The organism is Rhodococcus sp. P4_F3_2 (genome assembly GCF_056401335.1).
The window spans coordinates 133,017-148,704 of record NZ_JBFUJN010000004.1; the positions used below are offsets into that span (position 1 = coordinate 133,017).

13 protein-coding genes are annotated in these 15,688 nt (G+C 61.2%); 11 read left to right on the forward strand and 2 right to left on the reverse strand.

All coding sequences use genetic code 11. The features are described from left to right. The 9 genes from AC1DWA_RS05860 (at position 1) to AC1DWA_RS05900 (ending at position 10,307) form a co-directional block, all read left to right on the forward strand. Positions 1–1,212 carry a glycosyltransferase family 4 protein gene (locus AC1DWA_RS05860; protein ID WP_477845740.1) on the forward strand — a complete coding sequence of 404 codons (1,212 nt, stop codon included), beginning with the start codon at positions 1–3 and terminating at the stop codon, positions 1,210–1,212. Next, positions 1,209–2,420: an MATE family efflux transporter gene (locus tag AC1DWA_RS05865; RefSeq protein WP_477845741.1), complete on the forward strand. Its 1,212-nt coding sequence runs from the start codon at positions 1,209–1,211 to the stop codon at positions 2,418–2,420. The genes AC1DWA_RS05860 and AC1DWA_RS05865 overlap by 4 nt, the downstream gene beginning before the upstream one ends. Beyond that, positions 2,417–3,313: a glycosyltransferase family 2 protein gene (locus AC1DWA_RS05870; protein ID WP_477845742.1), complete on the forward strand. Its 897-nt coding sequence runs from the start codon at positions 2,417–2,419 to the stop codon at positions 3,311–3,313. Before AC1DWA_RS05865 ends, AC1DWA_RS05870 begins: the two co-directional genes overlap by 4 nt. Next, entirely contained in the window at positions 3,310–4,476 is a 1,167-nt protein-coding gene (locus AC1DWA_RS05875; RefSeq protein ID WP_477845743.1) for a glycosyltransferase family 4 protein, read from the forward strand. The genes AC1DWA_RS05870 and AC1DWA_RS05875 overlap by 4 nt, the downstream gene beginning before the upstream one ends. 5 nt (positions 4,477–4,481) lie before the next feature. Then, on the forward strand, positions 4,482–5,279 hold the full coding sequence (locus AC1DWA_RS05880) for a WecB/TagA/CpsF family glycosyltransferase (RefSeq protein ID WP_477845744.1): 798 nt from the start codon (positions 4,482–4,484) through the stop codon (positions 5,277–5,279). A gap of 97 nt (positions 5,280–5,376) precedes the next feature. Beyond that, positions 5,377–6,408, forward strand: coding sequence for a GDP-mannose 4,6-dehydratase (gene gmd, locus AC1DWA_RS05885; protein WP_019747421.1), 1,032 nt, complete (start codon positions 5,377–5,379; stop codon positions 6,406–6,408). After that, positions 6,405–7,373 (forward strand): GDP-L-fucose synthase family protein, encoded by a 969-nt coding sequence (locus AC1DWA_RS05890; protein ID WP_477845745.1) that lies wholly within the window; start codon positions 6,405–6,407, stop codon positions 7,371–7,373. Before gmd ends, AC1DWA_RS05890 begins: the two co-directional genes overlap by 4 nt. Positions 7,374–7,426: 53 nt before the next feature. Beyond that, complete coding sequence (locus AC1DWA_RS05895) at positions 7,427–8,752, forward strand: UDP-glucose dehydrogenase family protein (RefSeq protein WP_243617405.1); 1,326 nt, start codon at positions 7,427–7,429, stop codon at positions 8,750–8,752. Between the two features lie 130 nt (positions 8,753–8,882). Further along, positions 8,883–10,307, forward strand: coding sequence for a tyrosine-protein kinase domain-containing protein (locus tag AC1DWA_RS05900; RefSeq protein ID WP_021333832.1), 1,425 nt, complete (start codon positions 8,883–8,885; stop codon positions 10,305–10,307). Here AC1DWA_RS05900 and AC1DWA_RS05905 read toward each other — a convergent pair. Further along, positions 10,279–10,803: an arsenate reductase/protein-tyrosine-phosphatase family protein gene (locus AC1DWA_RS05905; RefSeq protein ID WP_020906582.1), complete on the reverse strand. Its 525-nt coding sequence runs from the start codon at positions 10,801–10,803 to the stop codon at positions 10,279–10,281. The genes AC1DWA_RS05900 and AC1DWA_RS05905 overlap by 29 nt on opposite strands. A gap of 108 nt (positions 10,804–10,911) precedes the next feature. Between AC1DWA_RS05905 and AC1DWA_RS05910 the strand changes: the two genes are divergently transcribed. Next, a complete protein-coding gene (locus tag AC1DWA_RS05910) occupies positions 10,912–12,231 on the forward strand; it encodes a UDP-glucose dehydrogenase family protein (protein ID WP_477845746.1) in 1,320 nt (439 codons plus the stop codon). 149 nt (positions 12,232–12,380) lie between these two features. After that, the gene (locus AC1DWA_RS05915; protein WP_477845747.1) at positions 12,381–14,057 is read left to right on the forward strand and encodes a DUF7159 family protein; all 1,677 of its coding nucleotides are present in this window, start codon (positions 12,381–12,383) and stop codon (positions 14,055–14,057) included. 9 nt (positions 14,058–14,066) lie between these two features. On the opposite strand, the gene AC1DWA_RS05920 is transcribed toward AC1DWA_RS05915, so the two are convergent. Continuing rightward, a complete protein-coding gene (locus tag AC1DWA_RS05920) occupies positions 14,067–15,329 on the reverse strand; it encodes a YibE/F family protein (RefSeq protein ID WP_019747414.1) in 1,263 nt (420 codons plus the stop codon). Between the last annotated feature and the right edge of the window lie 359 nt (positions 15,330–15,688).

Sequence of the window (15,688 nt, forward strand, 5' to 3'; positions counted from 1 at the left end):
ATGTACAAGTCGTTCGATGTAGCGCGTTCGAAGCCTGAAGTGAACCCGACGTCCGCCGGTGGATCCACGCCGCCGAAAGCTTTGATGTTCCATGCGATCTATCGGAGTCCGGGTGGTGAGGAGCAGAGCTTCGCCAACGAATCCAAGCTCCTGAAATCGATCGGATACGAGACGGTTCAGTGCACCACCGAGAATTCCAAGATCTCCCGGGGACCGTGGGCGGCAGTCACCGCAGTGTTCAGTCCTCGAGTACTCGTCGATGCGTTGCGCATAATCCGTTCGGAGCGACCGGACATCGTCTACGTCAACAATCTGTGGCCGGCGTTCTCGGCTTCGTTGCTCGTGGCCGCACGAGCCGCCGCAATTCCTACGTTGCAGGCGGTTCGGAACTATCGCCTCGCCACTCCGTCAGCCAAGTTGCGCGCAGATGGCACGTGCACCGAATGCGGTTCCACCAAATACTTCACGAGTTGTGTCCGCAACGGATGCTACGGAAACAGCCGACTGCAGAGCCTTGTCTGCTACCTGAGCGCTGCGGCAGTCAAGATCAGCGTCTTGGGGTGGAAGCAGCACAGGTTCGTCGCAACGAGCGCGATGACAGCACGTCTGGTCGAGGGACGACTGATCGATTCTGGCCGCGTCGTGGTTCGTCCGAACTTCGGATTCGAAGAAAATGAACCCGAGTTCCGGAGCACTGATTCGGTTGTGTGCGTCAGCCGACTGACACCGGAGAAGGGCGTCCTGGACTTGGTGCGCAACTGGCCGCAGGGCGCTGGAAGTCCCTCGCTCACAGTTCTCGGTGACGGACCGCAGTACGGCGAGATCTCCAGCATAAGCGCAGCTCTCCACAACGTCACGCTGGCCGGATTCACTTCAAACGAAGATGTGATCGAGATACTCCGCGACAGTGCGGCGTCCGTGGTGCCGTCTCAATGGGCAGAACCGTTCGGGCGGGTTGCGATCGAGTCGATGTCGGTTGGCACCCCGGTCATCTACGCAACCAGCGGTGCACTCGCGGACATCGTCGGACCGGGCGGAACGCCTCTCCATACCTTGGAAGAGTCGTCGATACGCGAGGCCCTCGACCGAATCTTCGGAGCGGACGACCGATCGGCGATACGCAGATCCGCTTATCGTCACTACTCGAATCGCTTCACATCGCGCAAGGCGGCGACGTCGATGCGTGAGCTCATCAACGAGGTGAGATCGTGAACGATCGCACTCGGCATGTGACATTCATGGCCGATCAAGGGCTTTCGAGCGTCCTCACTTTTGTCGTTCTCACCTCGGTGGCACGACTCGGTGGTCCGATCGAAGTCGGCCAGGTTGCCGTGATTCAATCGGCGGGTCTGTTGGCACTGGCACTGGGGAGAGCGATCGGCGTCGACGTCTGGCTGTCGCGAGGGGCGGTGTCCGACGAGCGTGGACCGGCGTTGGCACCCACGATCGTGCTGGCGGCGGTATCGGTGACATCGGTGTGGGCACTGTTCCTGATCGCCGGCTCGGACTCGATGAATCTCACGGTATACGCCTTGGCTGCAGCTGGTTTTGTGGTTTTGGACGTGATACGCACGATGCTGATGCACGACGGAGCGAGTTGGATCTCTGCGTCGATACAGATCGTGACACTCTCGTTCGTCCTTATTGCAGCTTTCCTGGTCGAGAATCTGACACTTGCACTCGTGACCCATACGGTCGGTGTCTTCGTCGCGCTCGCGCTCGGTCACGCATCCATGCGTCTGGTACCGCCGGTGCCGTCGGTCAGGTACTCGCGCACTCACCGATATAGATCCGTGCCGTTTGCGATCGAGATATTGATGGGATCAGCTGCGCAGCAGGCGATGTTCTTGATACTCACCGTGGTGGCGTCGATCTCGATGATCGGTGAGATCAGAACTGCCCAGACACTGCTCGGTCCACTGTCCTTGATGTTCGCGGGCATCTCGCCAATTCTGATGCGTAAGTTCGGCAGTGGTGTCGAAGCGAGGAGCGCGAGCGAGTGCATGGCACTCGGCCGCCGAGTGGGCTTGCAGATCTTCTGGGTTTCGATCATCTGCGTTTCGCTGATCTGTCTCACGCTCGAGATTCGACTCTCGGGAGTGCGATTGATGGATCATCTGGTCGGGCCGCACTTTCCGAACTTGATACCGGTCATTCTGCTGTGCGGGTTGGCGGTGGCGTTCAACGGGATTCTGCTGGGAGTCGGCACGTCGATCCGCGTCGTGGACAAGACGGGAAACCTCAACAGATTTCGCGCCTTGCTGTTGCCTCTACAGTTTCTGATCGTTCTCGGGGCAGGACTGACCGACAGCGCCGTACACGTCGCAGGAGCATTGTCCGCGTCGGCGTGCGTCAGCGCGAGCGTCGCACTCCTGGTCTCGATGAACCGTGGCGCCCGACCGAAAGTTGACCTCTCATGAAGAATCCCAGCGGCGTCATAGTGGCGATTCTGACCTTCCGTCGCGAATCGGAACTGGCTGTATGCATCGACAGCGTCCGGGCATCGATCCAGGCTTCCGGTGTCTCCGCCCAGGTCGTAGTAGGCGACAATGATCCGGAATCCACCACACCGACGTATGTTGCCGACGGGATCGAACGACTGCATCTCGGATTTGGCGGGGTATCTCCGGCGCGACGTGCGCTGGTCGATCTCGCCCGTGCACGCGATCGTCGTTACATCGTCTTCGTCGACGACGACGAGTACGTCGATGTCGACTGGCTGTCGAATCTCCTCACCTGCGCCGCAGATTTCGACGCAGGTGCTGTGGCCGGTCCTGTGATTCCGGTGGGTCTGCCTGCCTCAGAACTTCCATTGCACACTCGCGTTCGCCATTCGACCGGCACCCCGGTTGCGTCTGCAGGCGCTGGAAATCTGTTGTTGGACCTGAAGACTTTGAACGGCTTGAACTTCAGTGACGACTGGGATCTACCTGGCGGCGAGGACACCGAGTTCACGCTCAGGATGAGCGCCGGCGGTGTCCGGTTGTTGTGGTGCGACGAGGCGCTTGCGTACGAACCCGTCGACGAGAATCGGCGTCGGGACTCCTGGCTCTTCGCCCGGTATGTCAACAACGGACGAATCCTCGCGGTCTGTCAGGGACAGCTCGACCTGCCACTGTTGACGGCTCAGAGTGCCAAACGCGCTCTGCTCGTACTCGCGTCGGCGACGTTGATCCCCGTTGCCCTGCTCAGTCCACGGATCAAACGCGTGGTTCTCGACCACGGTGCACGCAACATCGGTTGGTTCTCAGAGCGATTCAGCCGCCGCGATTCTCGGACGCCGCGCGCACAGAGGCTGGTGGTAGCGCGATGACACGGTTGTTGATGACGGCATACGCCTGCGATCCGAATCAGGGGAGTGAATCCGGTGCGGGTTGGGCGCTTCTCTCGGCGGCTTCCGAACTGTGTGAGTCGATCACGGTGGTGACTCGCTCCGGTGAGGCTCCCGCATTGGAATCGGAGTGTGAAAAGCTCGGTTGCGAAGTTCGTGTCGTGCGAATAGCGACTTTGACCGCGGAAGAAGCCGGATCGTACGGTCGTTACCTCCGATGGCTCTGGCGCACTTCAGTGTTCGTTCGGCGTGAAGCGGCAAACTTCGACGTCCTGCACCATGCAACGTTCGCCTCCGACTGGCTGCCTCCACCGGTGCTGTTCGGTGGAGCCGGCGGCGCACGACTCGTATGGGGGCCTGCCGGGGGCAACACCTACCCGCCGATGCCGCTCGCCAAGCGCATCGGTGTGCGGTATCTGGCATCCACGGTAGTTCGAACCTGCTCGACGAAAGCCGTTCGGTCACTGACACATATCTTCATGGCCGGACGAGTTGACACTTTCATCGCGATGAACTCCGACAGCGGACGTGGCGCACCGCGGGCACGCAACGTCGTCATCCAACCCAATTGTGTTCTGGACTACGACGGAATCGAGAAGCAAGCGGTACCCAGGCCGAAACGAAGGCTCTTATTCGTAGGAAGACTGTTGCAGTACAAAGGAATCGACCTGATTCTGGACGCGCTCGAGCATTTGGGCGCCGAGTGGTCCATGACCTTTGTCGGGGACGGACCCGCCCGCGGGCGGATCGAGAAGTCGCTTCCGTATCGGCGCGGTCAGGTCACGCTTCGCGGGTGGCGCGACAGATCGGAAGTGGTGGGCGAGATGGGGTCCTCCTCCGTTCTGCTCTTCCCGAGCATGCACGATTCGGGCGGCTGGGTGGCGGCCGAAGCGGCTGCGGTGGGCCTCCCGGTGGTCTGTTTGGATCTCGGCGGTGTGCCGACACTGGCCGGTAGTAACGCCGTGGCGATCCCGGTTGCTCCGGCCTCGACTCTCGCCTCTCGTATCGCTCGATCGGTTGTCGAGACAGAACTTTCTTCCTTTGAACCGCAGCGTGATTGGACTCGATCTCGGTTGAAGTCGGTCTTGTCGCGCAGCTACGGCCAGTGCAATGAACGTCAACAAACGAACTCGAAGAAGTGGTGAGACAGATGAGCAGTCCGTTCGAGGTCATCGAGGTGGGTGGCATTCCGTTTGCCGCGACCAATCTCGAGGGAGCTACCGATTGGGTAGTCAACGACAGACGAGAGGGAGCGGGAACCGGAGTCTCCGTGAGGTTGTCGAATTCCTACTGCGTGTCGGCGGCGCACAGCGATCGCGACTACTCCGCGGTTTTGAAGGGTCCCGGTGTGAACTTCGCAGACGGAACCCCGGTCAACTGGGTGATGCGCCTGATCGGAGGCACCGCTTCCGATCACGTCGGTGTTCGACCAGTCCGGGGTCCGTCGTTCTTCGAGGCCACCCTGGACAAGGGGCGCCGCTACGGCCTCCGTCACCACTTTGTCGGCACGACAGAAGAGACGTTGAGCCTCTTGACGGATCGAGTCGAGGAGTTATACCCGGGCATCGAGGTGGCTGGCACTTATGCCCCGCCGTTTGCCGCGTTCAGCAAGGAGTTCGTCGATGACATCATCACGAAGGTCGGTCCGTCGGCCCCGGACATCGTGTGGGTCGGCTTGGGAGCTCCGAAGCAGGATTTTGTCACGAAGGCGATAGCGGATCGAACCGACTACGTGGCCGTCGGTGTCGGCGCGGCCTTCGACTTCTTGGCCGGAACTGTTTCGGAGGCACCATCTTTCGTTCAGAACTCGGGTTTCGAGTGGCTGTATCGACTTACATCGGAACCCAAACGTCTGTGGCGGCGCTACCTGTTCGGTAACTCGACATTCGTTCGGTTGGCATCGCGTGACATTCGAAAGTTCCTCGGCCGTTCGGGGGGACGCACATGAGCGAGATCAAGACTGCCGGGCGATTCGGAGGAATACGGACCACAACCGTGGTTTCGCAACTATCACGCGGGCTGTCCCGCAACGGAAGGAACGCAGGATGAAACGCGCACTGATTACCGGAATCACGGGACAGGACGGCTCTTACCTCGCCGAGTTGCTGCTCTCCAAAGGCTACGAGGTTCACGGACTGATCCGTCGATCGTCGACGTTCAATACTTCGAGGATCAACCACATTTATGTGGACCCCCACCATGCGGATGCACGGCTTTTCCTTCACTACGGTGACCTCAGTGACGGAGCGCGCCTGGTGACGCTGCTCGCGCAGATCAAACCGGACGAGGTATACAACCTCGCTGCGCAGTCTCACGTCAGAGTCAGCTTCGACGAACCCGAACACACGGGGAACACGACAGGTGTCGGGTCGATCCGACTACTGGAGGCGGTTCGGATGGCCGGACTCGACTGCCGGTTCTACCAGGCGTCGAGCTCCGAGATGTTCGGTGCCACACCACCACCGCAGAACGAGGAGACGCCGTTCTATCCACGCTCGCCCTACGGTGCGGCGAAGGTGTACTCGTACTGGATCACCAAGAACTACCGTGAGGCGTACGGAATCTTCGCGGTGAACGGAATTCTGTTCAATCACGAGTCCCCCAGGCGCGGTGAGACGTTCGTGACGCGCAAGATCACGCGGGCAGTCGCACGTATCAAGGCCGGGATCGAGGATCATCTGTACATGGGTAATCTCGATGCGATACGCGATTGGGGGTACGCGCCGGAGTATGTCGAGGGAATGTGGCGCATGCTGCAGGTCGACGAGCCTGAGGATTTTGTGCTGGCCACCGGTGGCAATTACTCGGTGCGCGACTTCCTCACAGTCGCTTTCGAACACGCAGGTCTGAACTGGGAGAACCACGTTCGATTCGACGAACGGTATCTTCGGCCGACCGAGGTGGACGCACTGATCGGGGATCCGAGCCATGCCGAGCGCAAACTCGGTTGGAAGGCCGGCGTGCACACACCCGAACTGGCCCGGATCATGGTCGAGGCAGACATCGAAGCGCTCGAACATGAAGGGCGCCCGTGGATCGACACTCCGGCACTTCCCGACTGGTTGGCGACGCGATGAGTGATTCATTCGCAGCGCGGCCACTCGATCGAGGCGCACCGTTCTACGTGGCTGGACACCGAGGTCTGGTCGGCTCTTCGGTGTGGCGAAAATTGGAATCTGCCGGCTTCTCCCGGTTGCTCGGAAAGACCTCCGCCGAACTCGATCTGCGTGACCGGGAAGCTGTTTTCGATTTTTTCGCCCGCGAGAAGCCGACCAACGTGATCCTTGCAGCAGCAAAAGTTGGTGGGATTGCGGCGAACAGCACGTTCCTCGTCGACTTCCTGTCGGAGAATCTTCGTATCCAGGTGAACGTGCTCGACGCTGCCCTTGCACACGGCGTCGAGCGTCTCCTGTTCCTCGGATCATCGTGCATCTACCCGAAATTGGCGCCGCAGCCGATCAAGGAGGAATACCTGCTCACCGGGCATCTCGAGCCGACCAACGACGCCTATGCAATAGCAAAGATTGCGGGAATACTCCATGTTCAAGCTGCCAGGCGGCAGCATGGTCGATCGTGGATCTCGGCGATGCCCACCAACCTGTACGGTCCGGGAGACAATTTCTCGCCGCGTGGATCGCATGTACTTCCCGCCCTCGTTCGGCGTTACGACGAGGCGCAGTCGTCCGCAGTGCCGTTGGTTGCCAACTGGGGGAGTGGCAATCCTCGCCGTGAATTTCTGCATGTCGACGATCTGGCGTCGGCGTGTCTGCATCTGCTCGACAACTACGACGGTGCATCGCACGTCAACGTGGGAACCGGCGAGGACCACACAATTCGCGAGATCGCTTCGATGGTCGCCGACGAGGTCGGATACACCGGCGAGACGCAGTGGGACACCTCGAAGCCTGACGGAACGATGCAGAAACTTCTGGACGTGAGCATGATTCGTGAACTCGGATGGCGGCCGACAATCGGATTGCGCGAAGGAATCGCGTCGACGGTCTCGTGGTACCGAGACAACATCGGTGCCGTACGCACCTGAATTACCCATCCCATCAACACTTCACACACTGTCGAGAAAGCAGATCGAGCAACATGAGCACTCGCATAGCAGTTTTCGGCACGGGATACCTGGGCGCGACACACGCGGCGTGTATGGCCGAACTCGGTCACGAGGTCCTCGGAGTGGATGTCGACGCGGCAAAGCTGGAGAAACTGGCAGCAGGGGAAGTTCCTTTCTACGAGCCAGGTTTGGGCGAGGTCCTACGACGAAACATCGATCGAGGAAGGCTGAAGTTCACGTCGTCTTACGAGGAAGCCGCTGAATTTTCGGACGTGTTCTTCCTCGGGGTCGGTACGCCACAGAAGAAGGGCGAGTTCGCCGCTGACATGGTCTACGTGGATGCCGTGATCGAAACTCTGGCACCGCTACTCACCAAACCCTCGGTCATCTTCGGGAAGTCCACGGTGCCGGTGGGAACCGCGGAACGGCTCGGTAAGCGCGCGCGGGAACTGGCACCGGTTGGTGACGGCGTCGAAGTCGCATGGAATCCCGAGTTTCTGCGCGAGGGGTTTGCCGTCCAGGACACATTGCATCCAGATCGTCTGGTGCTCGGGGTCGACCGCGGTCGACACGGTCGCGCGGAATCTGCTGCGCGCGAGGTTTATGCAGACCTCCTCGATGAGGGAATTCCCTTTCTCGTCACGGACCTCGCTACGGCCGAGTTGGTCAAAGCGTCAGCGAATGCATTCCTGGCCACGAAAATCTCGTTCATCAACGCGATTTCCGAAGTGTGCGAGGCTGCTGGCGCCGACGTCACAGTGCTCGCCGACGCGATCGGGTACGACGTTCGGATCGGACGTCGATTCCTCAACGCGGGAATTGGTTTCGGCGGCGGTTGCCTACCCAAGGACATCCGTGCCTTCATGGCTCGCGCCGGTGAACTCGGTGCCGACCAAGCACTGACGTTCCTACGCGAAGTCGACAACATCAACATGCGCAGACGGACACGCATGGTCGAACTGGCGCGGGAGGCATGCGGATCGCTTCTCGGTGCGAGAGTCGCAGTTCTGGGTGCCGCGTTCAAACCGGACTCGGACGACGTTCGTGATTCGCCGGCGCTCAACGTCGCGGGTCAGATTCAGCTTCAAGGCGCAGCAGTGAACGTGTACGACCCGAAGGCCATGGACAATTCGCGTGCGCTGTTCCCGACGTTGACCTATTCGGCAAATGCGTTGGAGGCGTGCGAAGGCGCCGATGTCGTCCTGGTGTTGACCGAGTGGCCCGAATTTTTGAAGTTGCAGCCGTCCGATCTCGATGCAGTCGTTCGCAAGAAGGTGATCGTCGACGGGCGCAATTGCCTTTCCCCCGACGAGTGGCGAGGCGCAGGTTGGAACTACCGCGGACTGGGACGCCCGTGAGCACAGGACGTTTCGTCCGTCGCAGCTGATCGATATCGAAATTGAGAAAGCCCGGTTCGCCCTCGCGGTCTGACCGGCAAAGACCGCTCAGACCCGCAGTGGACATGCGTGAGCCGAAGGAGACATCAAGATGGAAATTGTCGACTACCTGAAGATATTGCAAGCCAGATGGCGAATAGTCGCTGCTGTAACCGTGCTCGGAATCCTGGGAGCCCTTTGCGCTTCTCTTCTTTCGACGCCCGTTTACCAGGCCTCGACGAGGCTGTTCGTTTCGACGTCGGCGGGTACCTCGGTCAACGAGGCACTGCAGGGCAGTCAACTTTCACAGCAGCGAGTTCTGTCCTATACAAAACTCCTGACCGGCCGGACACTTGCGCAGCGGACGATCGACGAACTGGGACCGAGGGTGGTCGGCGGGATGTCGGCTGAAGAGTTGGCCTCCAAGGTCACTGCGACGTCGGCGCCCGACACTGTGTTGATCGACCTCGGAGTCAAGGATCCTTCACCGGAGCTCGCGCGAGAGATCGCAAATACTCTGTCGTCCGAATTCGTCGCACTGGCAAAGGAACTGGAGACACCCGAGAACGGCGGAACGCCGCCTGCACGTGTGGTCGTCGAGCAACAGGCCCAAGAGCCGTCTGTTCCCGTTTCGCCCAAGACTTCGCGCAATCTCGCTCTCGGAGCAGTGGCGGGACTGGTGTCGGGAATCGCGCTTGCGTTGATTCGCGATCGACTCGACAACACGGTGAAGGATCGTCGAACGGTGGAAGAGATTGCGGGTGCGGCGATGGTGGGCACGATCCCGTTCGACAAAGTCGTCGAAGTCAACCATGCGATCACTTTCAGTGACGGAAATTCCGTGAGTGCCGAAGCCTTCCGTGAATTGCGCACCAACCTTCAGTTCCTCGAGGTGGATCATCCACCGCGTGTCATCGTCGTCACGAGTTCGCTTCCCTCCGAGGGTAAGACGACGACCGCCGTGAACATCGCTCTTGTCTTGGCGGAGGCCGGTAAGTCAGTGTGCCTGATGGAAGGCGACCTCCGGAAGCCGCGAGTGTCGAAGTATCTGGGGTTGATCGGAAGCGTCGGCGTCAGTTCGGTGCTCTCCGGTCAAGCGACGCTGGACGATGTGCTTCAGCCGACCGAATTCGACGGGCTGACAGTGCTCGCCTCCGGACCGATCCCGCCGAACCCGAGCGAACTACTCGGCACGGATACGGCCAAACATGTTCTCGATGAACTGCGGGCGCGATACGACTACGTCATCATCGACGCCTCGCCGTTGCTACCCGTCACGGATGCCGCGGTCCTGGCCGCGATGTCGGACGGTGCTCTGGTGATCGCCCGACACGGCTCCACGAAGCGCGATCAACTGGCGCGCGCGGTCGGAAACCTACAGAGTGTGGGTGCACACGTCCTGGGCACTGTCATCACGATGACGCCGTCTCGCGGACGCAATGCGTACGAGTACAGCTACTACTACGAGTCGGACAAGTCGCTACCGCAGTTGACCGCGGTGCCCGCTCTCAGCGCTCACCGAAGCGAAGTCGGCTGAGCAGCGGGCCGAGGAGATCGGCGATCTCAAGTCCGATTTCGTGAAACACGTTCTCTTCCTTACCCATCGGATCCATGACGTCCTCGGGTTCGGCGGCACGAAATCGGGGTCTGGCGGCGGCGAGGTCCTCGACAGTTGCTGCATCTGCGAGCGAGCCCAACCGTGCGGCTTCTCGAAGTGTGAACGTGCGCTTGAGCCGCGCCGGAGCCATCGCCAGGACTTTGTCTCGCTGACTTTCGGTCATCGTGAGAATGAGGTCGGCGTCCGAGGCCAGCGCTGTTGTCATGCGTCGGGCTTGAAACTCCGTGGGGTCGCCGCCGAGCCCCGCGAGAACCCTCGCAGCAGTCGGCTCGATCGGGTGTCCGACCATCGCCCGGGTTCCGGCACTCGACGCGGTGAATCCGGAAACTCCGGCTTCGGCGGCATAAGCACGTGCAAGGCGTTCGCCAGTGGGTGATCGGCAGATGTTTCCCGTACAAACGAAGAGAACGTGCATGCCAGAAGCATAGGTTGCACGCGCGACGCACTCGTCGTACGCCCGATGTTGGTTTCGCGCCCACCTGGCGTACGCGTTTCGGAAAGTTCGGACGCATACCAACAACACATGAAGATGACCGTGTTCGGAACGGGATACCTGGGGGCGACCCACGCAGTGTGTATGGCCGAACTTGGTCACGACGTGCTGGGAGTCGACATCGACCAGTCCAAGGTCGACAAGTTGTCTCGTGGGGAGGTCCCGTTCTTCGAGCCGGGTCTGACCGACATGCTCGAGAAGAATCTGGCGTCGGGTCGGCTGCAGTTCACGACTTCCTACGCCGATGCCGCGGATTTTGCCGACATCCATTTTGTCGGTGTGGGGACGCCCCAGAAGAAGGGGGAGTACGCCGCAGATCTCAGTCATGTTCATTCGGTGATCGACATGTTGGCGCCGTTGTTGCGAAAGCCTTCGCTGATAGTCGGGAAGTCGACGGTGCCGGTAGGCACGGCAGCGGCTCTCGGCGAGCGACTCCGAGCGACTGCGCCGGCGGGTGGCTCGGTAGAGGTGGCCTGGAATCCGGAGTTCCTGCGTGAAGGACACGCGATCGCGGATACCTTGAGCCCTGACCGGTTGGTTCTGGGGATCGATCGTGACCGGCCGGGAAACGCCGAAGGCGTTCTTCGCGAGGTGTATGCCGAGATACTGGGCGCGGGGGTGCCGTTCCTCGTGACCGATCTGGCGACGTCCGAGTTGGTCAAGGGATCTGCGAACGCGTTTCTCGCGACCAAGGTGTCCTTCATCAATGCGATTGCGGAGGTGTGCGAGGCGACCGGCGCCGACGTCACGATGTTGGCCGACGCTCTCGGGTACGACGCTCGGATCGGTAGACGGTTCCTCAATGCGGGCTTGGGGTTCGGCGGTGGGTGCCTGCCGAAGGACATTCGGGCGTTCATGGCACGCGCCGGGGAATTGGGTGTCGACCAGGCCCTGTACTTCCTCCGCGAGGTAGACAGCATCAACATGCGACGACGCACAAAAGCTGTGGAACTGGTGACGGCAGCCTGCGAAGGCAGTTTGCTGGGAGCTAACGTCTCGGTTCTGGGGGCCGCGTTCAAGCCCGAATCCGACGATGTGCGCGATTCGCCTGCGCTCAACGTTGCCGGAATGATGCAGTTGCACGGGGCAGCGGTCACCGTTTTCGATCCGAAGGCCATGGACAATTCTCGCCGACTGTTTCCCACCCTTCACTATGCAACCTCCACGTCAGAAGCTTGCAGAAATGCTGATGTGGTCTTGATCGCCACGGAATGGGAAGAGTTCGCCTCACTCGTGCCCGGCGATTTGGAACCACTCGTTCGGCGGAGGGTGATCGTTGACGCCAGAAATTGCCTCGATCCGGACCTGTGGCGCGGCGCCGGTTGGAACTACCGCGGATTGGGGCGGTAGGTCGACCGTCCAGGTTGCGAAAAAATAGCTGCGAGAAGGCCTTAGGTGAGATGCGCGAACCTCGCAGACCATGCCCAGTGGGTAGACTTCCGGCCGGGGAATGACGGGGTCTGCTGACGGAACCCGTCGCCGGTCGACGAAGGTGGATCATGAACTTGGTTTTGGGTGTGACGGTGGGAGCCAGCGCTGTGCGTTTGGCGCGCCCGGGGACGCCCGACCACAGTGGTCCGGTGTTCCGATCCAGAGCGGTCGATCGCGGTCGTGAGATTCCGGAGGAAGTCGCAGCGGAGGCAACCGGCGTGGCTTTGACCGAGAATGCCGATCTCGGCAGCAATACGGTCGTCGCCTACCGGGATCAAGCGCAGGCCGGCGCACTCCAATCAGCGTTCGAACAGAAAGGCATCGACAACTTCGAGCTGGTTCCCGAAGTAGTCGCGACGCTTCGAATGCTCGAGGAGTCCGGCGCGCTGACCGACCAGAGCACACTCGTCGTCGTCGACATCGGTAGTTCTGGATCGACGATCAGCATTGTGGACAGGCAGATGCGGTCTACCGTCGTCACCGCCCGGTCGACGCGGGTCAGCGGAGATCACTTCGACGAGCTCGTCTACTCGGATCAGACCGTGCGTCGCCGTATAGCTACGCCGGCCGACCCGGGTGGCGATGCCGAACTGCAGGCGCGATGCCGACTCGCGAAGGAACAGCTGTCCTCACGAAGTGCGGTGTGCCTGCCCGGGCCCGGCGGGCTTCTCCTGCTGTCGCGGGAAGTTTTCGATTCGTTGGTCGTCACGTCGGTGGAGGCCTTCGCACGCGAGATACGAGAGGTCATCGCAACGTCCGGCCGTAACCCCGACGCGATTCTCCTGATCGGTGGCGGTGCACGCATTCCGATCGTGCGGGCGACCCTCGCCGCGTGGCTGGAGTGCCCCCTCATCGCGCCCGAGCAGCCGGAACTCGTGACTGCGCAAGGCGCTGCGCTGATCGCGGAGTCGTCGATGACGCCATCGGCGCGCGCGGTATCTGCCCCGGTTCAGGTTCCGGCTGTAGCGCCGATCTTTGCGCCGTATCCGATCCACACCCCGGCGGAGGTACCCGTTCCGGTTCAGGCGTTCAGCCACGGAGGGGTGGCAACGCTCGCGGAATCGGAGCGGCCGAATGCCTTGTCCGAAGCCGCTTCCGGCACGAAGTCCGTTCCGCAGGAACAGGTGCCGAGCCCTTACGCGGCGGAACTGCCTCAGCCGCGACCGAACCGACACGAGCAACGATTCGATCCGGCCGCAGATCTCGCGGTCGCCGACAGCGACCAGACCACGGACGGATTCGGCACAGAACATGACGCCGACACCGAGGCTGTGATGGTTGACGCCCAGGCGTACTCGGCGATGTACGAAGGCGAGGCACCCGGGGCAGGAACCGCACACCCGTCCTGGCTCGCCGGGACACAACCCGTCGAATCGACATCCAAAGAGCCGAGAAACCCGCTACGGTTCGCTGGCCTCGGCGCCGGTGTGATCGCGGCGATCGTGATCGTGGGGTTGGGATTGGGCTACGGAGGAAAGGTCTTCGATTCCGAGGATGCCGGACCCGTGGCAACCGAGGTGACTACGCCGCCGTCGACGACCACGACTACCCCGCCGCCTACGACCACAACGACCCCGCCCCCGACGACGACGGAGGAAGCCCCTCCGGTCGTCGAGGCTCCGCCAGTCGTGCAGGACACTTACGTGCCGCCAGCGCCCGCTCCCGCGCCGCCACCGCCCGCGATCTACATCCCGGGGCTTCCGCCGATTCTGTTACCGGTTCTCCCACCGATTCCCGGACTCTGAGGCTCGTTTTCAGCGTTTGGAGTGTCGGCCACCTGACGTGGGGCCGGCCTTGACCGCACTACCGGGTGGCCGAGCCAGAATCACAGCGATAGCAGTAGTGAGCGGAACAGATAGAGCCAGAGCAATCCCGCCGACCGCGGACCGTACGATTTCGATCGCTACAGCGTCACCGACCAGGACGTCCTGAAGAGGGCGACCGCTGACGCTGAAAAGCAGAAGCAGTGGCAACGCCCCGCCGGCGTACGCGAGAACCAAGGTGTAGACCGTGCTGGCGATGTGATCGCGTCCGACCCGCATCGCCCCGCTGAACACCTTTCGGCGGGGTGCGTGCTTGTCGAGTTCGGCCAACTCGAATGCCGAAGATGCCTGGGTGATGGTGACGTCGTTGAGAACACCGAGCGATCCGATGATGAAGCCCGCCAGCAGCAGGCCCGTGATGTCGATGTGCTCGATGTAGGTCTGCACATTGGTGTTCTGCTCTTCGGACAGTCCGGTGAGGTGCGTCAGTTCGATACAGAGGTAGGAGAGAACGGCAGCGAGCACCATCGCGGCAAGGGTGCCGAGCAAAGCCGAACTGGTCTTGAGTGAGACACCGTGCGCCAGATAGAGAACCGCGTACAAGATCACCGCGCCGGCGACCAGTGCAACCGGTATCGCAGGCTTACCGTCGAGCAATGCGGGCAGGAGAAACCCGACGACGACGCCGAAGGCGATCACCAGACCGACGAGTGCGCGCAGTCCGCGCCACCGCGCAACGGCGATGATGACGACGGCAAACGCGATGACGATCAACGCCAGCGGGAGTCCACGCGAATAGTCTTCGAAGGAGTACTGCGTGTTTCCGTTCGGGTCGGTCTGACGCACCAGGCGAATGTGGTCACCGACCCGTAGATCCGGTTGTCCGGCACCCGGGATGATCTCGAGGAGTGTCTTCGTTCCGGCATTCGGCCCGGACTCGATATCGACGATACTGCGCTGGCACTGATAGGCGGAGGTGGGTGGCGGTTGCGGTGCACCGACGAATACCCTTCCTGCGGAGGAACTTCCGCAGTCGCCGAGATCCTGCATCGTGACGGTGCCCGCCTCGGTCTCCACCGAACTGCCGTCGGCGTTCTGAAAGGGGAGCGGGACGGGAATGGTGTTCTTGTCCGGCCACAGTGCGATAGCTGCCGCGACGACAACCATGCCGATGACGACGAGCAAGCCGATGACGACGCGTGATGCGGTGGGGCCGATCTGGATGGGGCCACCGTGGCCGTGGCCGTGACTCATCGGAAACTGAGTGTCGGACTGGGGATTTGCACCGGTGCAATGTTATCGGCTCCGAAGCGAATGGTCAGCTTCTGTGGATAGTGTCGATCGACGACAGCGTCGGCACAGATGATTTCCGGGAAAGAGGCGAAACTGGGATTGGTCGAGCTGGGTGGCGGGGAACAGGGGGGGTTGTCCCCGCCACCAACCTGGTATCCACAGGGGGGGGAGGGATACCAGGTGCTCGCGGCACCGAAGTGCTGATAACCAATGTACCCAATTTCAATCGGGTTTGGCGCGTTGTCCAACTACCAATTTCACGACGAATCACGTACCGGTTGGACCGTTTTCGCATCAGGGCAGGTCACTAAATAGTTAAA